The sequence below is a fragment of the Arthrobacter sp. MYb214 genome (assembly GCF_002979865.1).
GTDB lineage: Bacteria > Actinomycetota > Actinomycetes > Actinomycetales > Micrococcaceae > Glutamicibacter.
The window spans coordinates 338231-360737 of sequence record NZ_PCPZ01000004.1; the positions used below are offsets into that span (position 1 = coordinate 338231).

The following is a 22507-nucleotide window of genomic DNA, read 5'->3' on the forward strand; positions in this document are numbered from 1 at the left end:
CAAAGGGTCATGCATCCGGGCAGGCGCATTCGGGCGCACTGCGGCAAGGGAAGATGACAGATCTGGGGAAGCGGAGCGTTCAGGGGAACGGCCCGTGCCTGCCTGCGGGGACGCAGGACAGGTAGGCGGGCCCGCTTACGGGTAGATCGGCTGTCCGAAATTAACGTAGAACTCGGCCGGCGAGCCGAGAACCGGCATGGCCGGGCGCGGCGCAACGGCAAGCCGCTGTGCGCTGTGCGTGATGCACGGTGGAAAAAGCATGGCTGCTCCTGAGCTAGGAAGTCACTCCGAGATATGTGCCAGGTGAGTAACCACCACTGTATGCACTGGATCACATTCCCGCAATAGAAAATGATAATTTCACCAGATGGTATTTTGGCCGGATTCCGGAGCCTTTTATTCCATTCCCGGAATCCGCTGATGAGCCTGCTTTTATCAGGATCGCACCGGGCGCCATTCCTGTCCTGATGCCACTGCAGCGCACTTCTGTGCGACTCTGCGCGCATCGGCACTTCGTCCCGAAACCTTCTTGACAGTGATTGGCGTCTCGTCCTAGAGTTTTCATAAAGCAAAAGCTAACTTCCATAAAGCGGAATCTTTGGAAGATGTTCTTGAAGGGAAATCCAGTGTCCTACACTCTGAACTGCTCGATCCTCCTCACCGAGTTGCCGCTGCTGCAGCGCGCGGATGCCGCCAAGCAGGCGGGTTTCGACAGCGTCGAATTCTGGTGGCCATTTGGCGAAGCCGCACCCTCCGGCAAGCAGGTCGACGAATTTCTCGCCTCGCTGGCCAACGCGGGCGTCCAGCTGGACGGATTGAACTTCTTCGCCGGCGACATGCCGGCAGGCGACCGCGGACTGGTTTCATGGCTGGGGCGCGAGTCCGAATTCAAGGACAATGTCGACGCCGTCGTGGCCATCGCCGAAGCTACCGGCTGCAAGGCCTTCAACGCCCTGTACGGCAACCGCATCGAGGGCGCCGACCCGGCGGCCCAGGATGCGCTGGCCTTGGAGAACCTGGTGTCCGCGGCCCAGGGCGTGGCCAAGGTCGGCGGCACCGTGCTGATCGAGCCGGTCTCCGGCACGGAAGCCTACCCGCTGAAAACTGCGGCCCAGGCGCTTGCAGTCGTCGAGGCTGTCAAGGCCCAGGGCGAAGGGAACATCGCGCTGCTGGCCGACTTCTACCACCTGTCAGTCAACGGCGATGACGTCGCCGCCGTCATTGAAGCGCATGCCAAGGACTTCGGCCATATCCAGATCGCCGATGCACCGGGCCGCGGAGCTCCGGGCACCGGGGACCTGCCGCTGCAGGACTGGATCAAGCGCTCGCGCGAGTTGGGCTACACCGGCAACGTCGCCCTGGAGTACAAGCAGGAAGCGGCCACCGCCTTCGACTGGCTCCAGAACGCCAGCAGCAGCGCCGCAGTCTAGAGAACACCTTTTCGCACAAGAATTTTTGGAGAATCACATGTCGCAGAACATCGCCTTCATCGGACTGGGCATCATGGGCCTGCCGATGGCCAAGAACCTGGTCAACGCCGGCTATCACGTCACCGGCTACAACCGCAGCGACAAGGCCGGCAACGAGCTGGCCGCCGCTGGCGGAACCAAGGCCGCCTCCATCGCGCAAGCCGTGGCCAATGCAGACGTGGTCATCACCATGGTCCCGGATTCCCCGGACGTCCAGGCTGTCACCCTCGGCGAAGAGGGCGTCTTCGCCAACGCGAAGGCCGGAGCCCTGTGGATCGACAACTCCTCGATCCGTCCCGACGTGGCCGTCGAGCTTGCGGCCTCGGCCCGAGACGCCGGACTGCGCCCGCTCGATGCCCCGGTTTCCGGCGGCGAAGCAGGGGCCATCGAGGGCGTGCTGTCCATCATGGTCGGCGGCGAGCAGGCCGACTTCGAGGCTGCCGCCCCGGTCCTGGAAGCTATGGGCAAGACCATCGTGCTGGTGGGCCCTTCGGGCTCGGGGCAGACGGTCAAGGCGGCCAACCAGCTGATCGTCGCCGCCAACATCCAGGCCCTGTCCGAAGCCGTGGTCTTCCTCGAAGCCTATGGCGTGGACACCGACGCGGCCATCAAGGTCCTCGGCGGCGGCCTGGCCGGCTCCAAGGTGCTTGACCAGAAGTCCCAGAAGATCCTGGACCGCGAATTCGCCCCGGGCTTCCGCCTGGCCCTGCACAACAAGGACATGGGCATCGTGACCTCCGCGGCCCGCGAAGCAGGCGTCGTGCTGCCCCTGGGAGCATTGGTCGCCCAGCTGGTCACCTCCACCGTGGCTTCCGGCGACGGGGCACTGGACCATTCGGGCCTCTTCCGCGGGGTGCAGCGCCTGGCCGGAAAGATCGACGCCCCGGTCCCTGCCTAGCACCACCAAATCTTCCTACGGCGGGGACAACTAGGTAACCCGCTTCTTCAGCTAGCGGCCGCGCAATACCGGCTACGCTCCGGTGCCGCCGGACCCCTGGTACACGGCAGGGGCCCGACGCGCCGTATCCGCTGCGCAATGGGCTTTGTTCCAGTTCATCGCCGCTAGCTGGTGCTCAAGGAAGCGGCGTTGTGGTGACTCATGCACCTTGGCTTCCCGCCGTAGGTATCCTTCTTTTCTTCTTCTCGTTCCAAAGGACGTATTCCCATGCCTAAGATGCGCGCAATCGACGCCGTCGTCCAGATCCTGGCCAAGGAGGGCGCCACCGAGGCGTTCGGCCTGCCAGGAGCCGCGATCAACCCGCTGTACTCGGCCATGAAGGCTCACGGCGGCATCCGCCACACCCTGCACCGCCACGTCGAGGGGGCCAGCCACGCCGCCGACGGCTACTCGCGGGCCACTGGCAAGATCGGCCTGTGCCTGGGCACCTCCGGTCCTGCCGGCACCGACATGATCACCGGCTTGTACGCCGCGATCGCCGACTCCATCCCGATGCTGTGCATCACCGGGCAGGCCCCGACCAATGTGCTGCACAAGGAGGACTTCCAGGCCGTGGACATCGAGTCCATCGCCAAGCCGGTGACCAAGTACGCCTCGACCGTGCTGGAGCCGGGACTGGTTCCGGGCACCTTCGCCAAGGCTTTCCAGATCATGCGCTCGGGCCGCCCGGGCCCGGCCCTGATCGACCTGCCGATCAACGTGCAAATGGCCGAGATCGACTTCGACATCGATGCCTACGAGCCGTTGCCGGTGGAAAAGCCGAAGGCCACGCGCGGCCAGGCCGAGAAGATCGTGGACCTGCTGCTCTCCGGAAGCAAGCCGATCATCATCGCCGGCGGCGGCGTGATCAACGCCAACGCCAGCGCGCAGCTGGTCGAACTCGCCGAGGAATTGGACATCCCGGTCTCCCCGACCCTGATGGGCTGGGGCGCCATCCCGGATGACCACCGCCTGCAGTCGGGCATGGTCGGCATCCAGACCCACACCAAGTACGGCAACCAGACCTTCCTGGAATCGGATATGGTGCTGGGCCTGGGCAACCGCTGGGCCAACCGCCACACCGGGGATCTGGCCACCTACCGCGCCGGACGCAAATTCATCCACGTGGATATCGAAGGCACGCAGATCGGCCGGGTGTTCTCCCCGGACCTGGGAATCACCTCGGATGCCGGGGCCGCCATCGAAGCCATCCTGGAAGTCGTGCGCGAGCGCAAGGCCGCCGGCACCCTGCCGGACTACTCGGCCTGGGCCAACGAGGCCACGGCCCGCAAGTCCACCGGGCACCGCAAGACCAACTTCGAGAACGTGCCGATCAAGCCGCAGCGCGTCTACCAGGAAATGAACGCCGCCTTCGGCCAGGGCACTACCTACGTGTCCACCATCGGGCTCAGCCAGATCGCCGGTGCGCAGATGCTGCATGTCTACAAGCCGCGCAACTGGATCAACGCCGGACAGGCCGGCCCGCTGGGCTGGACCGGACCGGCCGCCCTGGGCGTCGTGCGCGGCAAGCCGGGGGAAAAGGTCGTGGCCCTCTCCGGAGACTACGATTTCCAGTTCATGATCGAGGAGCTGGCCGTCGGCGCCCAGTTCAAGCTGCCGTACGTGCACGTGGTGGTCAACAACTCCTACCTCGGACTGATCCGCCAATCGCAGCGCGCCTTCGAGATGGATTACCACGTGTCCCTGGGCTTCGATAACATCAACTCCCCGGAAACCAACGGCTACGGCGTGGACCATGTGAAGGTCGCCGAGGGCCTGGGCTGCAAGGCCGTGCGCGTCGAGGATCCGAGCCAGCTGGCTGCCGGATTCGCGCAGGCCAATGCGCTGGCCGAAGAGCACCAGGTGCCAGTTGTGGTGGAAGTGATCCTGGAAAAGGTCACCAACATCGCCATGGGCGCGCAGCTGGATGCCGTCAATGAATTCGAAGACCTGGCCTTGGACGCCGCCGATGCACCAACCGCGTTGGTGCCGATGGCAGCCTCGGCCACCGTGGGTGCGTGAAAGGGCAGTCGTCGCTGACCTGCAACCCGCAAAGTTTGGCGCGGGGCACCGGTTCACCAATACGGGTGTGCCCCGCGCCACAACAACCTAGACTTGGCATAGAGCTGCCGAGCCCCAAGAACACCTAGCAATTAACGAGTAGGAACGCCTCATGAGCATCAACGAAGCTGTTGGCCGCACATCGTCCCAAGCCACCGAAACCACCTATGACCTGGTGCTGCGCGGGCAGCAAGTGCTGGCCGGGCAGGAAATCGCCCCGCGGGAAATCGGTGTGCGCGACGGAAAGATCGTCGCCGTGCAGGAATTGGGTGCTGGACTGGCCGCAGAGCGCGTCATCGAGGTGGCCGCCGACGAGGTCCTGCTGCCCGGACTCGTTGATACCCATGTGCACGTGAACGAGCCAGGCCGCACCGAATGGGAAGGCTTCGAGTCGGCTACCAAGGCCGCCGCTGCCGGCGGGGTGACCACCATCGTGGACATGCCGCTGAACTCCATCCCGCCCACGGTGAACCTCGAAGCGCTGGAAATCAAGCGCGCGGCCGCTTCCAAGAACGCCTATGTCAACGTCGGCTTCTGGGGCGGTGCCATCCCGGGCAACAAGAAGGATCTGCGCGAGCTGCACGAAGCCGGAGTCTTCGGCTTCAAATGCTTCCTGCTGCATTCGGGCGTCGACGAGTTCCCGTCCCTGAGTGTTGGCGAGATGGAAGAGGACATGGCCGAACTGGCGTCCTTCGACTCGCTGATGATCGTGCACGCTGAGGACTCCGATATCATCGGCAACTCCCCGCAACCGGTGGGCGGCAAGTACGCCGGCTTCCTGGACTCGCGCCCGCGCGATGCCGAGAACACCGCCATCGCGCAGGTGATCGAACGCGCCCGCACAACCGGAGTGCGCGCCCACGTGCTGCACCTGTCCAGCTCGGATGCGCTCCAGATGATCCGCGAGGCGAAGGCCGAGGGCGTGCTGCTCACCGTGGAAACCTGCCCGCACTACCTGACCTTGCTGGCCGAGGACATCCCCGACGGCGCCACAGCCTTCAAATGCTGCCCTCCGATCCGCGAGAATGACAACCGCGAGCTGCTGTGGAAGGGCCTGGAGGAAGGCATCATCGACTGCATCGTTTCGGACCATTCCCCGTCCACCATTGACCTCAAGGATGTGGAGAACGGCGACTTCGGCGTGGCCTGGGGCGGGGTGGCCTCGCTGCAGCTGGGCCTGCCCCTGATCTGGAGCGAGGCGAAGAAGCGCGGACTGAAGCTGGAACAGGTCGTGCAGTGGATGGGCCTGAATCCCGCGAAGCTTGCCGGACTGGGCTCCAAGGGCAGCATCGAGGTAGGCAAGGACGCGGACTTCGCGGTCTTCGCTCCGGAGGACACCTTCGAGGTGGACGTCCAGAAGCTGCACCACAAGAACCCGATCTCCCCGTACCAGGGCAAGACCCTGAACGGCGTAGTCCGCCGGTCCATCATTGCCGGGACCGATGTGGATTTCCAGAATCCAACGGGTCAGCTGATCCGCCGCGAGAGCTAGGAACCGGTACCTCGCAAAGCCCCTGTCCGCAGGACGGGGGCTCTGCTGCGCCGTGGGCAATAATAGCCCCGGCGTGCTTTGGCCACCACAGATTCGCAGTGTATTCACCGGTGGTACGCAGGCTATTTCCCTGGCGCATAACAAACAGGTATCGATTGGATGTGGCGTTAAAGGATTGGGCTGCCCAGCTCATAGACTGTCAGCACTATGGGGATAGAGCAGCCGTCACTCTGAATACAGGAAATGGGTATGAACGCGATTACTGCTGCTTCGATAATGAGCAAAGAAGTCGACGATCTGGCGTTGGGCGAAGTGGTCCAGGCGTCGCTGGTCTTCGGCGCAATCCTCATGGCTGTGCTCCTTGCCTTCGGGCTCAAGACCTATGCCCATTGGCGCCGTCATGCCAACGGCACTCCAGCTGATCAGCGTCCGGCCGAGCGTGATGAGGCTCCGAGTCCAGCAAGCGGTACCCGGAAACTTCCAGCACCGCGGATTGAAGTGCTTTCGGCGCTCGGGGACCTGCGCCGGACCGGGGCCTTGAAGCGCGGTTTAGAGGACAGCAGATGAAGACAGGGATTCGGCCGGACGCAACGGGATAGTTAGTCAAAGACGAGATTGGTAGTCTCAAGCCCATGCAGGGCCGCACTTGGCTTGGCCCACGCGATAACGGGCTGGAGGTATAGCGGTGGTTGAAGCAACCCGGGTGCACCCGGCCTTGCCACGCCTCTTGCTGGTGCGCGCAGCGCCCGAAACCGGGCGGATCTGGTTCGCGAAATCCTGGATGGGGACCGGAAGGGTGCCGTCCATGATTTCTCGGAGCGGCCATTCGAGGTGCTGGAAGAACTCGAGAAGATTTCCCTGCTGCTAGCCCGAGACCCGCAACTCCATGCCGCAGTGGTGCTTGCACCGGGGCATACGGTGTGCTGAGGGTTTGGTTGACACTTCGACCGCATGACCAAGCTTTGGTTATGCGCAAACGAAGGAACAAAAGCCATGCCAAGAATCTTCACCGAAGAATTCAAGAAGGCCGCAGTCGCTCTCGTCGAATCAGTGATGTCGCAGAAGCAAGTCGCTGCGGATCTGTGAGTCTCAAAGACAGCACTGCAAACTTGGGTTCGCGATGCCCGCTACCAATCCCACGGATTCGCCCCATCCTCCGATGCTGACGAATGCAAAGAAATGATCCAGGCTCTCAAACGGATCCGGGAGCTCGAATTGGAGAACGAAGTGCCGCGCAAGGCTGCAGCTTACTTATCCCAGCCGCACATCCGTTGCCCAATATATTGGGCCCGTTCGTCCAAGAATTAGTCGCCAGAACAGGCAGTAAACGCATTTCTGTGGCGGTGACGCGCCGGGTCTTGGGATTCAGCACCCAGGCGTATTACAAGTAGCTGAAGAGCCCCGTCTCTGAGCGGCGGGTGTGGAGGCTGTGTCGTGAGGCTGCAATCCGCTTAGTGATCAGTCAACACAAGCGCAAGCACGTTCCGGCAGGCCCTGTGGTGCATGATGACCTTAGTGCAGCGGAACTTCACCGCCGAGCGGCCCAACCAGTTGTGGTTGACCTATATCATCGAGCACCACACGAGTGAGGAAAAGCTATACCTATGCGCGATCAAAGACGTCTTCATCAACCGGATCGTTGGCTATTCAATGGATTCGCGGATTAACGTCCAACTGGCTGTCAACGCCGTGGAAATGGCAGTGGCGCACCGAGGCCATCCGTGTGGGGTCACAGTTCACAGCGACCGTGGCAGCCAATTCCGATCCAGGAAATTCACCCAGGCTCTCGAGCGTCAGGGGCTGGTTGGTTCGATGGGCAGGGTTGGGGCAGCTGGTGACAATGCGGCTATGGAGTCGTTCTTCAACATGCTGCAGAAGAACGTGTTGGACCGTCGCTGGTGGTCCTCCCGCCAGGAACTTCGTCTGGCCATTGTTGGGTACCTGGAGGGGAGGTATAACCGCAAGAGCAGGCGACGAGGTTTTGGGGAAAATGACCGCGAGCCAGTTCGAGGCTACAATGTTCGAGTCTGTCGCTCTGGCAGAATAAACCTTCGTGTCAACCAAACCCTCAGCAGACCCCGCAGCAGGGCTATTCCTCAACCTGCGAAGCCCCTGGTGGTTTCAACTTTGGTGACCTGGAAGCGGATGAATGGGCACACCTCATGCCCAATTCGAGGATGACCTCTCCATTCGGGCCGCGTGCGTGCCCGCTGGCCAGCTGCTGTGGCATGCCTTTCCTGATGATGCAGGAAGGCGTTTACCTGGCAGGATCAGACCCCTACTTCCACGATCCCACGGACATGAAAATCACGTATGCCAGAGTCGGCAAGATCGACAAGCTCTACGACTCCAATGGCAACTACATCGTCGCCCAGTTGACCGAAGCATTGTATTCGGAATTCGAGTTCCACGAAGCCCAAGGTCACTCCCTGCTGGTCAAAACCGGGGATGTGGTGAGAAGGGAAAACCGCTGGGCAAACCGGGTGCTACCGGCAATTCCAGCGGCATCCACGTCCACCTCCAGACCAACAACCCGAAAACTTCAGGTTTCGACCGCCCAGCAATCAACAACGGCAATACCTATGACCCGGTATCGATCCTTCGACAGCAAAAAGTGAACATCCAAAGACCCCCCCCAAACTCATGAGCCTCGCCCTGGTGGCGGCACGCGTTACAGAGCTGGCCGGATGCACCAGTGCGGGAACAGACGCCGAACCTATCAGTTTCCCGCCCATGACGGCTATGCGGACACCAACTGCCAGTAGCCCCTCCCTAAGCAGCGGCCCCAAGCACGGGGATGCTGTGGATGATCCCGCCAAAATCGAATTGACCAAGCAAAGCAGCAATGTTCATGACCACCTGGAAACCGAACAAGGATTTCAACCGCACCGCAGCTGAACTGCGCGCCCGCAAGCTCATGACCAGCGAACGGCCCAAAGAGGTCATCGGCTCGGAACGGCCCTCAACCGGTGTTGAATGGTTGACAGCCGCAGAAAAGAAGGCGACCAGCAAGCCCTCGGTGAAGCTGATGGCAGAGCGCCACGAGCCAGACCGTTGCGGTCACCGCCACCTGGCAATGGGTCGCCAAGAACGGAGTATCCTGGGCTGGGGAGGGAATCAGACGTTCTTCTCCACTTTCACCGACACCGCACCGTACAAGGTTCACGACTACGTTTCATTGAGCAAATAAGCAGCCTGGACGGCGCTGCCGATTTGCCTCTTGGAAAAGACAAAGCGACATGAGAACTACAGAAAGATCCTGCGGGCCCGCATTCTCGAGGTTCTATGCGTTACGACATGCACCGCTGGCAGCAAAAATGGTACGGAATCCTCCGCTTATCGTGCGGTCCAGCATGTCGGCAAACCGAAGATACGGATTTACAGCTAGGCTAGTTTCGTTTGCTAGATTTTCAGATCCAACCACTGGGCGGCGAATCGTTTTTTCCCCCAAGAATAACGATTCCCAGTGGGCCCGCTGGTTTTCCCCAAAAACTTGCGGGTTGCTTTCCTTGCCGATGAGAAGACCCCGCGTGCATTGACAGCGGGGGTCTTCTCATCAAGGGACTGATGCTGGTTATGCAGCCACACACCCAAGAAGTGTTCTTCTTCAGCATTACAGGCCGTAGATTCCCAAGCAGACCATTTGCTGGCATTCAGTCTCCCAATACCAGTGTGGCATCACCATTCGGCGATTCTTCCCATGCTTCTTCGACCACCTGGATCAAATGAGTGACGGAACTAAGGATTGCCGGTGATTCCGATGGGCCCGATAACAAACCATCTCTGTATCTTTTCAGCGCTTCATACAAGGCGTAGCTGGAATCATCATCTTCCATCCGGATAGTGAGCGAGTATGGAACGAAATGCTTGTCAGAATCCATGATTCCTGCTTGATTGTCGTGTCGGAGAACTATCCGCGGCGTATTTGATTGGATGGGCGCTCAGCCGAGATACCGAAGACGTATCTCTCGTGAGAGGTTTGGCTGTTATCGGAATACTTCTAACTCTGCATGCTGTTGGAAGCCGTAAACAGCAAATGGTACTCATGTGTTTTCTTCAGCCATGCGCTTCGAGGCGCGGGTATGTCTGTTGGCCTGCGCGTAGCCAGCGCGCCAGACGAATGCAACTGCCGCTAGAAGCACAGCGCTCAGGACTACGGCCCACCACGGAAAGCCAGGTAGTTCGGATTTTTCTGCTGCGGCGAGTTCATCTGCTGGTGGAGTCGGTGTTACTCGCACTGCATTGACGAGAATCCTGTGGCTGTTCAGCCCGAGAGGAGTGCAGGTAACAAGTGTCAGCATGTCGGTATTGGCGACAGGGAGTATAGCTTCGGTTTCGTCTGGGTCAATGACCACCGTTTTTACAACTTCGTAGGTTAAAGTCTGATCGAGCACCGAAACAGTTAGGCGGTCTCCGATCTGTGCCCGATCCAGATGGGTGAATAGCGTAGATTCCGGTAGTCCGCGGTGCGCTGTCAATACAGAACGGGTTTCATTTCCACCGACCGGCAGCGAAGTTCCCTCCAGATGGCCAATGCCGCGTTGCAGTGTTTCGTCACTTGTGCCGTGGTAAATAGGAAGGTCAATGTCGAGAGATTCATATCGAAGGCGCCCCATGAACCCGTTGCCGGTGGTGTCCAGCATTGAATCGTAGTCCAACTTTTCTTCAGCGACGTTGATATCACTGCTGGCGATGTTCTCATTGGCCCGGTATACCGCGCCACTAGCTAAGGCGTCATTGTACTCATGGGCGCGGCTAATCTGTTCTGCCCGATATGCTGCGTCATTGGTCGGAGCTTCTCGCATCTCGTTGAGCGCCATCTCAGTCACGCGGGACTGCTCGCGCTGCGAGAACCATGACGCCGTGCGAGGATACATGAAAGTCATGACTCCTGCGAGGATCAGGATGGCCGCGAGGCTCTCCAGCCAGGGCAGCTTCCAACTCCGATGGCGCCCGCTGTGCGGTGCGTGACGCCTAAGTCTCGATGTACTCACTAGTTTTCCTCATAGGTGGTGAAATAGATTTGGCGGCGGCACATGAATGCACCGCCGCCAAATTCTGGGCCTTTATACGTTCAGGCCAGCTGGAGCTTAGGCATCCTGCTTGTTGTTACGGCGACGGGCTGCGAGGAGGAGTCCTCCGCCTGCCGCAACGATTACCAGTCCGCCTACGGTCAGCAGGATCGTGCCCTGAGCACCGGTCATCGGAAGATCTGGACCTTCAGTCTTGGCGTTCACCACGGTCATCGAATTGACATTGTTCTCACCCGGGGTGATGGTGACAGGATTGTCGATTGGCGTTGCGGTGTGGCCAGCTGGAACCACAGTTTCATAAACGCAGTAGTCCTTGGATGGGGCAGGCGCCGCTGGACCGTTGTCAACGTTGGTGATCCAAAGGCCCAGAGGGCTGCTGGCTGGGGTGGTGTGGCTCCACTGCACAAGACCGTTGGCATCGGAGGTGCCGGTGGCCACGGTGCCATTAGCTGGAGCTTCTGCCGGGCAGGTCTCACCGGTGAGGTTGAAGACCTGGAACTCAGCGCCTGCCAGCTTTAGCGCGTTGGGCTTGGAATCATCGGTCTTCAGAATCGAGAGTTGTCCCCAATAGGTGTAAGGAACTTGTTCGCCTGGAACCGTGGTGCCGTTGAAGGTGCTCTTGTAATCGTCGTTCGGGATAGCCCCGTTGCCGACAGAAATCACGGTGGTGTCGAAGCTAAGAGCGATGCTTTCGCCCATATTCGCATCGAGCACTGCGCGGCCAGCTGCGGTGAAGGTCCACACGGCGTTTCCAGTGACGTTGTAGTGGGTTCCTTGAACAAGTGGCGTACCTCCGACCGTGGCAACTGTCGAGTCAGCTACGTAGCGCAGGCGGGAATCGAGGGCGTCGCGAACGATGGCTTCAGTGAACTTCTCGCCATTGTTAAGGGTAGGTACTGGAACGTTCAGCGTCCAGGTCACATCGCTGCCTACGGTCAGTTCGGACTGTGCAGGATCGATGGTCTTGGTTGGTTCATCCAGGATCTGGTTCTTCGGGTCGGCTACTACGTTGTAGTTCCAGCCGCTGCCTTCGGCACCTTCAGAGGTAGGGATCGAAACATAGAAGTCCGGGACCTTGGAGACGATGTTGTTTTGGCCTGGGTCAGTTTCGCGAACGAAGTAGACACCTAAGTCCAAGTTGAAAACAGTAGAGCCATCCACTGTCGACTGGGCAACATCGGTCCCTGAAATCAAGCAGTACGGCGCGGAAGGAGCAGCTGGTGCTGAGTTGAACAATCCGTTCAAGCCGTTCCAGTCGGTAGCCGCAGACAGATCGATTGGATCACATGAATTCCCTGCGTTGAGCTTACCGACCTGCTGCACGGTGAATTCAACCCCATCAAGCAAGTTTTCGGGGTCAGGAGTTTCCTCAGTACCAACTGGTGAACCCGAATACTTGTTCACCGTCAGGGTGCCGCTAGACGGAGCGCCCGGCTGGTCGGGGCCCACAGCTGCAAAGGCAGGTGAACCAAGAAGCAGCAGCCCGCTAGCTGCGATCGAGATGGCTCCAATGGCGGCGGTTGCGCGCCTTAGGAGCGGATTCTTAACGGTCATTGTTTTTCCGTTTTCCTTTCGTTCCCTCACCGCGCATCGGGTTCGGGTGGACTGATGAATTGTTCTTCGAGTGGATTCGAGATGAGGGATTAGTGTGCGCATGATGCGGGTTTTACAAGGAGGTATTGATGTTATGAAACCCCCTGACGGCGTTTGCGCAGACGGATAAGCCCTGCACCAACAAGACCCGCGGCCAGGATCCCGCCACCGAGCATGCTGTAGAAATCACTGCCTAGCCCGCCAGTCAGTGGTATTGCCGGGCCCTCGCGCCGGGTGTTCTCAATTGGGCCGAGGTCGAGAGTCAGGGTATCGGCAGATACTTCAAACACGAGTGGGTTTTCGAGTGGGTAATAGCCAGCTGGTGCTTTGGTTTCTTCCAACTGGTATTCTCCCCATGGCAATTCAGGTATCTTGAAGCCGCCTGCCCGCGGATCACGGTCTGCACCGGTGCACGAAGAAGCTTCCTGCGCGGTGCAGTCCTGGATTGCTAGCCCCTGCCCGCCATTGAAATTCGATGGCCCGGTGAGCGTCCACTGCGATCCGGAGAGGGCCTTGCCGGCCTCGTCGATCTTTTCCCAGAGAACTGCTCCGCTCTTGGGCTTATTGGTGAAGGTGCATTCAGCAACGTCACCTGGTTTAAGACCTGTCAGGACTGAAGCCGCTGAAGAGAGGCTTTTTTCTGCTTTGGCTCCGCCGGCACTAGTCACCGAGCACACACCGCTGACGAAGTCGTACCCGGTCTGCATGGTCTCGCTGATAGTCACGTTGGCAGTGGCCGTAGGATTGTTCGGAAAATTAATAGCCCATGGTGTCGCGACCTCGCCATCGGCACCAGTCAGCGCGGTTGGCGGGGTGCTGATGCTGGTTCCAGAACTGCTTCCGGCTGCCAGGGTGGCGCCTACGGTCCAGTTGTTGGCTGGTTTAGGGTTCTGTCCCTTGAAATCCTGAAGGTGCTTTCCGATTGATACGCTTGCCGGTTTCAAGCTGTTGACGAACGTGCAGTCAACTACGTCCCCGGGAACGATTCCAGCTGCAGGATTGTTGTCCGGACCGGTCAAAGCGATAGTCGTTTTGGTTCCGTCAAGCTTGGTCACGTCGCATTTTCCGCTAGCGAATTTGTAACCGTCCTGCATGACTTCGCGTACTTTCAGGTCAGCTTTGTGGGTGCTTGCACCGAATTGGAAACGCCATGAGGACGATCCTTCCGCATTCGTCTGCTGCGTAGTTGCTGATGGGCTAGAAGATACGGAGCCGGTTACAGATTGCGCAGCAGCGCCTACAGTCCAGTTCCTTCCTGGCTGAGGGTTCTCACCTTTTGAGTCGGTGACTTGCTTGTGGACGTTCACTTGCGCGATGAGCGGTGAATTGTAGAACCGGCATTCCACTGCTTGGCCGCTGGAAGGAATCGTGATTTTTCCTGCAGTACCTGTGCCTTGAACGGTTTGAACGCCATCGACCAGACAACGGTAGCTAGAGGCGTAGTTGCTTAGGGTTGTGGTTCCTGCGGCGGTTTCCGCGAAATGCAGTTCGACATTGCGTACAGTCGGCAGGGGACCAACACGCTCGGGCTGCTGCCCATTAGCGTTGCCAGTAGTTGTTGCCGTGCCGATGACAGTGCCGCTAGCGCTTCCCTGGCGTAGGGACAAACCGAATTGATCACCTGATGCTACACGTCCACCTTCAACAAACTTCTCAATGGTGATGGTCGGCGGTGATCCGCATGATGCGAGGTCCGTACTTCCGCCGAAATTCGAGCTCACGACGGTTTTCGGATTGCTCCACCCAGGCATGTCATAAGATTGCACAATATCGCCCGAGCTCAGATAACCCTTGCCGTCGGCGTCGAAGGCCACACCGTTGACGTTGGTCGTGGTGTTATTAACCGTGTTACTGACTGACGAAGTGATAATTCCGCCATTCGCAGACGCCAGATTAGCTGCCGTCACAGAGTATATGGTCGCAGTGCTTCCGGAGCCACGGACAACGAAGAGGTTTCCGTTCGCATCGAAACCCATGTCGCCGTTCGCCGCAGCGGTGGATCCAGTATCTGTAGCGATCCGCCCTTTGTAAGAGATCGCATTTGTCGCAGGATTGTATTCCCATAGCTGGAATGACCGTGTGCTATTGCCGGTAGGGGTGTAGCCGCCGATGTAATAGCGACCGGTGCCCAGATCGACTGCTCCTGCAACGAATACTGCCGAACGATTCAGTGTGCTGGAGTTTACCGCAGCGCCGGTGGTGGACCAGGAACCTGTGTTGACGTCGAAACGGTAAACCGTGGCACCTAGCGTGTCCGTGCTGCGGTGGTAAGCGAATACTGTGGATCCGCCGGCACCGATTCCTAGGCCGTTCATCTGCATGTTTGCCTGGTTGACAGCACTGCCCAGGTTTGAAACAGCTCCACCTGGTGCGACGGCACGGATTTGTCCAGCAGAGGTCAGCCCGTAGACATATCCGGGACCACAGATTGGGGAATAGGTTGCCGCAGCTCTAAGAGCTCTGGACTCCACTACGGAAGCACCCGACTCTTTGGCTGTTGGTTCCGAAGAACTTGGCTCTGGCTCCGGGTCAGTGGTTGACTCGACCGACTTCGAGCTGGAGGGGGACGGCGCTGGTGTTTCCGAAGGATTGTTCAGGAGAGCCGAGGGGAGCGATTCGTCGGTTATACCGGACGACTCTTCCAAGGAGGAGCCCGATGGCTGCGCAGATTCGGAAACTTCAGGGCCGGCAGTGGACGCTGGACTCTGGGATGCCATTACTGAAAGTTCGCCAGTGTCGGAAGTGGTGCTGGACAATGGCGTGGCAAATGCGGCCCCGGAGTGCTGAAAACTTAGGCTTCCGATTGCAACGAGAGCTGCGCAGAAAATGAGCCAGTTCCGAGCTCTTCGGTGCTGAAGAACATCCCGGCCTTGGGAGTTTCTTGGCGCTGGCAGGCCGCTAGGCAACTTGGTTCTGCCGTTACTTTTGCGAGTGCGACGATTCTCGTAGTGCTTGCCCAGCATTTATCGTTCCCCAACTGATGAAAGGCGTGGGGAAGAATGTCACTAGGAAAAGGAAACAAAACCAGAGAGAACTCGCATTAAGCGTTTAACGAAAAATCCCCAAGGTAATAAATCCAGGCCCCCACACCTGAATGTATGATTCGGGATCAACCTACCAAGGAGTTGATGAATAGTCATCTTTGGACTTAGTAACATTTCGTAATAAAGTTTGCTCTCATGCATTTCGATGGGTGCATTCGGGGCCGCTATCCTAGGCCCGACCAAGGGCGTCGATGAGTTGTCCGGTGTCCAATTTGGCATAGCCTCCGCCCACGTCGGATTAACTGGTGGATGGACGTTCTCGCAGCTATTTCTACTTCCTGAGAGGGGCATCCTTCCGAAAACTGGCAAGCATTTCGGTGTGGAAAGAGGGTGGGCTTGATACCAGGCTTGTCGAGCTGGTTAGTGAAGTCGTTCGGCGCTATGTGCGCGATGGCATCAACGTCACCGAGCTGATGTTTCCCAGTTGCGCGTTCGGCGATGAGGACTTGGAGAATTTCGCGAAGTTCAGCGAGTGCCCTGATTGGCCGAGGTCGGCTGACGGAACGATCGATTCTATGTCAGATTAAATCTACCTATAGCGGTCAAACCCGGTCACCTCCATCATGAAGAAAGTGGCTGGAACTCTGGACGAAGCCGGTCCGGTGCTCACCATGGATGTGCGATCACCTGCCAACGAAGATCCGAGGGGGACGTCCTGATCCCGGCCAAGATTACGGGCAGCTTCTGAACGTTGTTGACCGCCTGAACATCTGGAATTTTCGGGGCATCGCATCGTCCAATCGGGTTTCGACAGACGAATTGGTGTAGCGGTACATGAAGCAGGAACCTGAAAATTATTCCTTGGAAATCGGGCGTTGGGAAGGCGCAGGCTCCATGCACAGCAGATCCGTGAGCAAGGAACTGCGAAATGCCGAGGGCCATTCGTTGCTGCATGTCTCCGCTACGCCACTTCGTTGATGGACGACAGCGTGGGGTCCGCATTGGAGGGGGCTTCGAGCCAATTTCCTGCTACTCGCCAGGATGCGGACCAGCCGTGGAATCTATACGAACTCCGGCTCGAAGAAAAAATTCCAAATTAATACGGATTCTTGCGTCATGATTCCCTTTTCCGCGTATCTAAGTGGTGTAGGCGCTGAACTGGGCAACAAGGAATTATGAGGTTTCGAGACGTCCAGTTGTCTTATGGGGAAGGTGCTGACGGGTGGGCGAGTTGCAAGTTTGGGGGATGGAACTCGCCCACCTTTCGGGATTTTCAGGTCCATTTCACAGATATATTGGAAAAATCCTGATATGTTCTAGAGGATGAAAGTGGCGCCCAAACTCGGGCGGCATCGTCGACGGGGCGCAGGTTGCCGTTAGTCGGCCCCAGGGGTTGGGGAATCTTTGGGGGGCGGCTGCGAGCACCTGCCTTGTCGCACGAAACGTTATGGGGACGTAGTGACAATTGATTCTGGGGCACGCTTTACTGAAGTCGGCGATGCAGATTTAATTCGTGGTGTTAGGACAGGAAGCCGCGAAGCCCAGGAGCACCTGTATCGACGGCACAAGCAAGTGGCGCTGAATGTAGCGTTCAGGCATACGAACTCTCCTTCCGACGCCGAGGATGTTGTCTCTGAAGCTTTCTTGCGGGTCTTCCGCATCATCGAGCGTGGGGCAGGACCGGATGAGTTCTTCCGCGCCTATTTAATGACTGCGGTATCCCGTGAAGCTTTTTCCAGGAATAAGTCGGCCACGAAGCAAATTGCTGTCGAGGATGTCCAGGAATTCCTTCCAGGCGATGCACACGCGGACGAAGCGATGGAACGCCATGAATCCAACTTTGCCATCGCTGCGTTCAATGCCTTGACCGAACGCTGGAAGACGGTGCTATGGCTCACCGAAGTAGAGGAGCTGCCGCCGAGAGACGTCGCGCCAATTCTAGGAATGACACCCAACGCGGTTTCAGCATTGGCGGTACGGGCGCGCGAGGGATTGCGTGAAGCCTACTTGGCCGCGCACATGAATGGTCGGTCTGGGGTTCCTGCAAATTGCGCCGACATTCGAGAGCATTTGCCTGCCTTTATCCGAGGTACGTTGGGGATCCGGAACGAGCGTGATGTCAAAGAGCATTTGAAATCGTGCCCGAACTGCGCAGTAGTGTTCGGGGAATTGAACGAAATCGGTGCCACGTTGCGCGCTTATGTCCTTCCTCTGTTTGTTGGCGGGATAACTGCGCTGGGGATTCCTGCCTCGGGAGGTATTGCTGGAATGGGATTTTCAGCTGCCTCAGCAACGGTGTCTGCGGGAGCTACTGCTGGTACAGCATCCGCTGATGCATCGGGCGCCGGATTGAGCATAACGGGAGGAAGCAGCCTGGCCGTCACTTTGGGCATTGGGTTGGTGAGCGTCGCCGTAACCGCGTCCGCTATCGGCCTGATACCGAAACTGATTGTTCAGGAGGAAAGGGAACGGGCCGCACCGTCCAGCGCGGACCAGACCCAGCCGCAGGTGCAAGGTGTTGAAGCCCCGATAGCTGGGGCCCAGCCACCCGTCGTAATGAGTCGTGCCATGTTCTTGCGAGACATGATTGCGCAGACTGTTCCTGATGCGAAGGACGCACCAGCAATCACGAACCAAGTGGAGTCGCCATTCAGTAATCCATTTTCTCCGCTGACACGTGTGCCAGCGGCTATGCCGTCGCCTGAAGAGATCTCTGAATCTACTCTTGATTCGACTCCGGAACCAACTCCGGAACTGACGGTGGAGCCTACTCCGGAACCAACCCTTGAGCCGACGGTGGAGCCGACTCCGGAACCGACCCTTGAACCGACGGTGGAGCCGACGGTGGAGCCTACTCCGGAACCGACGGTGGAGCCGACGGTTGAGCCGACTCCGGAACCGACTCCGGAACCGACCCTTGAACCGACGGTTGAGCCGACTCCGGAACCGACCCTTGAACCGACGGTGGAGCCGACGGTTGAGCCGACTCAGGAACCGACCCTTGAACCGACGGTGGAGCCGACGGTTGAGCCGACTCAGGAACCGACCCCTGAACCAACCCCTGAACCGACGGTGGAGCCGACTCAGGAACCGACCCCTGAACCGACGGTGGAGCCGACGGTGGAGCCTACTCCGGAACCGACCCCTGAACCGACGGTGGAGCCGACGGTTGAGCCGACGGTTGAGCCGACTCAGGAACCAACCCCTGAACCGACGGTGGAGCCGACGGTTGAGCCGACTCCGGAACCGACGGTGGAGCCGACGGTGGAGCCTACTCCGGAACCGACCCCTGAACCAACGGTGGAGCCGACCCCAGAACCATCCCCTGAGCCGACGGTGGAGCCTACGGTTGAGCCGAGCGCTGAGCCGGAAGACGGCCAGGCCGGTTCTGAATTCCAGGTCGCCATGACGCAAGAGGAAGGCGGATTCTTTGCGAATTACACCTTCGATATCAGCGGAGCTTCGGAAAGCGATCCCATAAGTTTCGAGGTGCGGCTCAACTGGCTTTGGCTGGATAACATGACCTACGAGGGGAATTGCATTCCCTCGAACGTAAGAGCCAATTCATTCAGGCTTACCTGCGAAGGCCCAGCAACGTTAAAGTTGAAGCAGTTCTACCTGCTTGGAGACCGGGCTATCGCATTTGAGAGCCGAGGGAACTCGAAGGAGAAGTTCGAATTCAAGATTCCAGGACTCTAGACGCAGTCCAACCGTCCTCCCATAGCCATTCCAGGGCCATGCGGAATGTCCTTCGCGGCTAGGATCGACACATGGCAGAAAATTCCATGCCTGAGCTGCCTCCCGTCGATGCAGAAGCTGCTGAACAGATGTGGTTTGAGTATCTGGCGAGCAAAGGGATTCCGCGGGCCGATGCACCGCACCATGTCGCCGAATCCTTCGGGGACCATCCCGCGCTTGCTGATGAGCTTCTGGATGAAATGCTGCACGGAACCAAGCGAGCGACTTCGTCTCTGGCTAGCGACTACGTTTATTACAACGAACGTGTCCCGCAACCTGAAGACCACTGCATTGTCTGCGATGGCCAAGGGCAGCCGCGAGCAATTTTGCGCGTGCTTTCCGTCGAGCGCTCCACGTTCTTCGAGGTAGGCGCGGAGTTTGCCGCGGCCGAGGGAGAAGGGGATCTCTCGTTGGAATACTGGCGCGCAGAACATAAGAAATTCTGGCGCCGTACGCAGAAATCCATAGGAATCGATTGGAAACCTGAAGACACCGCCAAAGCCGGGGGAGAGTTGGTCTTGGAACGCTTTGAAATTTGCTGGCCAGAGGAGCATGCCGACTAGCCGGTCGAACTTCGTCACGCTGGCCTGCGGTCGAGGATATGCAAGCGTAGGGTGGATGCAGTGGGTTTCCCGTGAACGAAGCCCGGACAAGAAAGGTTGAACATGTCGATTGTCGTCATCAATGCCCTATCGGTTCCCGGCGAAGCTGGGCCGGAACTGGAGAAGCGTTTCGCTGCTCGCAAGCATTCGGTGGATTCTTCACCGGGGTTCGAGGGGTTCAAGCTGCTGCGTCCGGTCAATGGTGGAGACAAGTACTTTGTGTACACCCAGTGGGCAACCCGCGAGGACTTCGAGAACTGGCGTACCCAGCGCGCTGATGCGGCCCATGCTGGCAGCGATGCCAAGAAGCCAGTGGCCAGCGGCGCTGAACTTCTGGAATTCGAGATCGTGGAATTCTAGGCGCTGCAGCCTGCTGGCAACGCCCCGATGCCTTCGTGGTATCGGGGCGTTATCTGCATCCAGGACCTTTTTGCCTACCTGCGTCCCTTGAACTTGCGCCGTGCCGAATCGGCCAGCAACGCAGCACCCAAGGCGATGCAAAGCAGTGCGCCGATCAAGAAGGTCATGTCGATGCCTTCCGGACTGGCCTCGCCATTGAGTCCGGGGTGGGTGGCGATAATGGCGGCGGAAATCGCCGTGCCGAAGGAAGAACCTACAGTACGCAGCACCTGGTTGAAACTTACCGAGCTGCCTAGCTCCTTGGTCGCTACGCTGCGGGCGATCAATGCCGGCATGGCCGCATAGCTTGCGCCCATGCCGATGCCGAAGACCAGCATGCTCAGCAAGATCTCCCAGAGCGCCGAGTGGGGCAGCCAGAGCATGGTGCCTGCTGCGGCCATGATGATCGCTCCAATGGGAAGCATGACCTGGATGCCAACGCGTTTGGCAAGTATGCGCACCACGCGGTTGGCAGCCAAGCTGCCGACCGAGAGCGGGAAGATGACAAATCCTGCCCAGAAGACCGGCAGGCTCAGCCCGTAGCCAGTTGCCGCATCTGCCTGGGCTACCAGTGATGATACGGACATGCCGATATACAGTGCGGCGCCCAGGGCGATGGCCGAGATATTGGCCAAGAGGACTTCGCCCTGCTTGAGCGTGCGCAGATTAATCAGCGGGTGGCCAAGGCTGTTTTCCACCCTCACCCAGATGATCAGCACGATGACCGAGAAAGCGCCCAAAGCAAGCGTTGCAGGTGAAGCCCAGCCCCACTTGGGCCCCTCGGATATGGCCAGCAGCAGGGAGGTGAGCCCCAGGGCCAGCAAGCCGGAGCCGGTGTAGTCGAAGGGACGTTGCTCGGCCTGGGTATCGGGGCCTGCAGGAACAACTTTCCACACCACGCAGATGGTGGCCAGCACGAATAGCGCACCGAACCAGAACGCGTAGGAGTAGTCGAAAATGCCAGCGATGATGCCGGTCAATGGATAGCCGATGCCGATTCCGGAAGCAACCGTCACCGACAAGGTGGAGATGGTGTTCTGCAGGTGCTCGGCCGCTACATAGCGCCTGGCGATGGCGATGGTGACCGGAACAATGCCGTAGGACAATCCCTGGAGCACGCGTCCGGCAAGGAACACGCCAAAGCTCGGTGCGGACGCTGCCATGACAGAGCCTACGAACATGGCCGCCAGCGAGACGAGCAGCAGCCGCTTCTTATGTGGTCCATCGCTGAGGCGTCCCATGATGGGTGTTGCCACGGCGCCGGCCAGCAGATTCACGGTGAGCATCCACTGGGCGGCGGCAATATCGACATTGAACCGCAAGGAAATCGAGGGGACCAGCAGCATGCCCAGCGAGGAGACGATTGCCGTGGCAAGCGCGGCGAAGACCAGCGTGGGCACCAGCGGGCTCTGGTTGGATGCGTTGCGGCTCATGGGCGGACCGCGGTATTGATTTTCTTGAGCGCGGGCAAGGCGGAGCGGATCAGGGAACGGTCCTCCTCGCTCAGGTTCTCGCCCATGGCTTGGAGCAGCGCGGTCCGGCCGAGCAGGATTTCCTGGTCCAGCTTTTGGCGGCCGTCATCGGTGAGCTGGAACCAGAGCTTGCGGCGGTCGGCCTCGTCCCGGTGCCGCTCGATCAGTCCGAGGCCTTCCAATTCCTTGGTCGTCAGCGAGATGGCCTGCTGGCTGACCCCGATGGCCTGGCTCATCCGGGCGGCACTGGCCCGGCCTTCGATGGCCAAGGTGTGCAGGATTCCCAGTTTGCCCGGGGAGATGGATCGTGCCGTGCGAATCAGGCTCAGCAATGGCGAAAGCACCTCGAGCATCTGCTGGGGAAGGTCTGCGGGCTCGGGATCAATTTCCATAGCTATAGAATACAATTAACTTGTACAAGCTTCTTGTGGAATGCTCGTGAGGCTGCACACTGCCCCGATCCATCGGGCGCGAGAAGGTGGTACTCGCTCGCTTGGCCCCGTGGCTCGCAGGCATGTCGCCGCAGCAAGTGGTTGTCGTTTTGGTGCGCTCCTGATGGATTCCGGCTCGTGCCGCGCACTCCTGGCCCTGCGCCGGGACCGCGTGTGCGCCGCAGGGAAAATGCCTTCCGGACCCTGTTGGCCGGCATGTGCAAGACCTGGATGGGCTAGCGGGGGATCCGGTCGCGTGGCGCTTGGATGCCGGGGGTGTTCCGGGCGGCAGAAAA

At 59.2% G+C, this 22507-nt stretch carries 18 protein-coding genes and 1 pseudogene; 12 read left to right on the forward strand and 7 right to left on the reverse strand.

Annotated elements, in window-relative coordinates:
• Window positions 1–135 precede the first annotated feature (135 nt).
• Window positions 136–261 carry a hypothetical protein gene (locus CQ012_RS17915; RefSeq protein WP_286134665.1) on the reverse strand — a complete coding sequence of 42 codons (126 nt, stop codon included), beginning with the start codon at window positions 259–261 and terminating at the stop codon, window positions 136–138.
• Between the two features lie 365 nt (window positions 262–626).
• Between CQ012_RS17915 and CQ012_RS12430 the strand changes: the two genes are divergently transcribed.
• The 8 genes and pseudogenes from CQ012_RS12430 to CQ012_RS12470 all read left to right on the forward strand — a co-directional run bounded on the left by CQ012_RS12430 (window position 627) and on the right by CQ012_RS12470 (window position 9149).
• Window positions 627–1430 (forward strand): hydroxypyruvate isomerase family protein, encoded by an 804-nt coding sequence (locus tag CQ012_RS12430; protein ID WP_105656616.1) that lies wholly within the window; start codon window positions 627–629, stop codon window positions 1428–1430.
• A 25-nt stretch (window positions 1431–1455) separates the two neighbouring features.
• Window positions 1456–2367: a 2-hydroxy-3-oxopropionate reductase gene (locus tag CQ012_RS12435; RefSeq protein ID WP_286134666.1), complete on the forward strand. Its 912-nt coding sequence runs from the start codon at window positions 1456–1458 to the stop codon at window positions 2365–2367.
• 267 nt (window positions 2368–2634) lie between these two features.
• Complete coding sequence (gene gcl, locus CQ012_RS12440) at window positions 2635–4428, forward strand: glyoxylate carboligase (protein ID WP_105656403.1); 1794 nt, start codon at window positions 2635–2637, stop codon at window positions 4426–4428.
• A 151-nt stretch (window positions 4429–4579) separates the two neighbouring features.
• Window positions 4580–5959 carry an allantoinase AllB gene (gene allB / locus CQ012_RS12445; RefSeq protein WP_105656402.1) on the forward strand — a complete coding sequence of 460 codons (1380 nt, stop codon included), beginning with the start codon at window positions 4580–4582 and terminating at the stop codon, window positions 5957–5959.
• A gap of 249 nt (window positions 5960–6208) precedes the next feature.
• Window positions 6209–6526 (forward strand): hypothetical protein, encoded by a 318-nt coding sequence (locus tag CQ012_RS12450; RefSeq protein ID WP_105656401.1) that lies wholly within the window; start codon window positions 6209–6211, stop codon window positions 6524–6526.
• A gap of 426 nt (window positions 6527–6952) precedes the next feature.
• A pseudogene (locus tag CQ012_RS12460) lies at window positions 6953–8006 on the forward strand (IS3 family transposase).
• A gap of 130 nt (window positions 8007–8136) precedes the next feature.
• A complete protein-coding gene (locus CQ012_RS12465; RefSeq protein ID WP_146112961.1) occupies window positions 8137–8577 on the forward strand; it encodes a hypothetical protein in 441 nt (146 codons plus the stop codon).
• A gap of 233 nt (window positions 8578–8810) precedes the next feature.
• Window positions 8811–9149: a hypothetical protein gene (locus tag CQ012_RS12470; protein ID WP_146112222.1), complete on the forward strand. Its 339-nt coding sequence runs from the start codon at window positions 8811–8813 to the stop codon at window positions 9147–9149.
• 463 nt (window positions 9150–9612) lie between these two features.
• Here the strand turns inward: CQ012_RS12470 and CQ012_RS12475 are convergent, their stop codons facing one another.
• The 4 genes from CQ012_RS12475 to CQ012_RS17470 form a co-directional block, all read right to left on the reverse strand.
• Entirely contained in the window at window positions 9613–9840 is a 228-nt protein-coding gene (locus CQ012_RS12475; protein WP_105656397.1) for a hypothetical protein, read from the reverse strand.
• Window positions 9841–10002: 162 nt separating this feature from the next.
• Window positions 10003–10953 carry a class C sortase gene (locus CQ012_RS12480; protein WP_286134068.1) on the reverse strand — a complete coding sequence of 317 codons (951 nt, stop codon included), beginning with the start codon at window positions 10951–10953 and terminating at the stop codon, window positions 10003–10005.
• A 96-nt stretch (window positions 10954–11049) separates the two neighbouring features.
• Window positions 11050–12546, reverse strand: a complete 1497-nt coding sequence (locus CQ012_RS12485; RefSeq protein ID WP_181148774.1) for a SpaH/EbpB family LPXTG-anchored major pilin — start codon at window positions 12544–12546, stop codon at window positions 11050–11052.
• A 131-nt stretch (window positions 12547–12677) separates the two neighbouring features.
• Window positions 12678–14906 carry a SpaA isopeptide-forming pilin-related protein gene (locus CQ012_RS17470; RefSeq protein ID WP_105656395.1) on the reverse strand — a complete coding sequence of 743 codons (2229 nt, stop codon included), beginning with the start codon at window positions 14904–14906 and terminating at the stop codon, window positions 12678–12680.
• Between the two features lie 968 nt (window positions 14907–15874).
• On the opposite strand from CQ012_RS17470, the gene CQ012_RS12500 reads away from it, so the two are divergent.
• From CQ012_RS12500 to CQ012_RS12515, 4 genes are all read left to right on the forward strand, one after another.
• Window positions 15875–16156 (forward strand): hypothetical protein, encoded by a 282-nt coding sequence (locus CQ012_RS12500; protein WP_105662320.1) that lies wholly within the window; start codon window positions 15875–15877, stop codon window positions 16154–16156.
• 871 nt (window positions 16157–17027) lie between these two features.
• Entirely contained in the window at window positions 17028–19268 is a 2241-nt protein-coding gene (locus CQ012_RS18055; protein ID WP_219844368.1) for a sigma-70 family RNA polymerase sigma factor, read from the forward strand.
• Window positions 19269–19339: 71 nt separating this feature from the next.
• The gene (locus tag CQ012_RS12510) at window positions 19340–19870 is read left to right on the forward strand and encodes an ASCH domain-containing protein (RefSeq protein WP_105658909.1); all 531 of its coding nucleotides are present in this window, start codon (window positions 19340–19342) and stop codon (window positions 19868–19870) included.
• Between the two features lie 102 nt (window positions 19871–19972).
• Window positions 19973–20269, forward strand: coding sequence for an antibiotic biosynthesis monooxygenase family protein (locus CQ012_RS12515; RefSeq protein ID WP_105662322.1), 297 nt, complete (start codon window positions 19973–19975; stop codon window positions 20267–20269).
• Between the two features lie 74 nt (window positions 20270–20343).
• Here the strand turns inward: CQ012_RS12515 and CQ012_RS12520 are convergent, their stop codons facing one another.
• Complete coding sequence (locus tag CQ012_RS12520; RefSeq protein ID WP_105662323.1) at window positions 20344–21741, reverse strand: MFS transporter; 1398 nt, start codon at window positions 21739–21741, stop codon at window positions 20344–20346.
• Window positions 21738–22172, reverse strand: a complete 435-nt coding sequence (locus tag CQ012_RS12525; protein WP_105662324.1) for a MarR family winged helix-turn-helix transcriptional regulator — start codon at window positions 22170–22172, stop codon at window positions 21738–21740. The genes CQ012_RS12520 and CQ012_RS12525 overlap by 4 nt, the downstream gene beginning before the upstream one ends.
• Window positions 22173–22507: the final 335 nt, after the last annotated feature.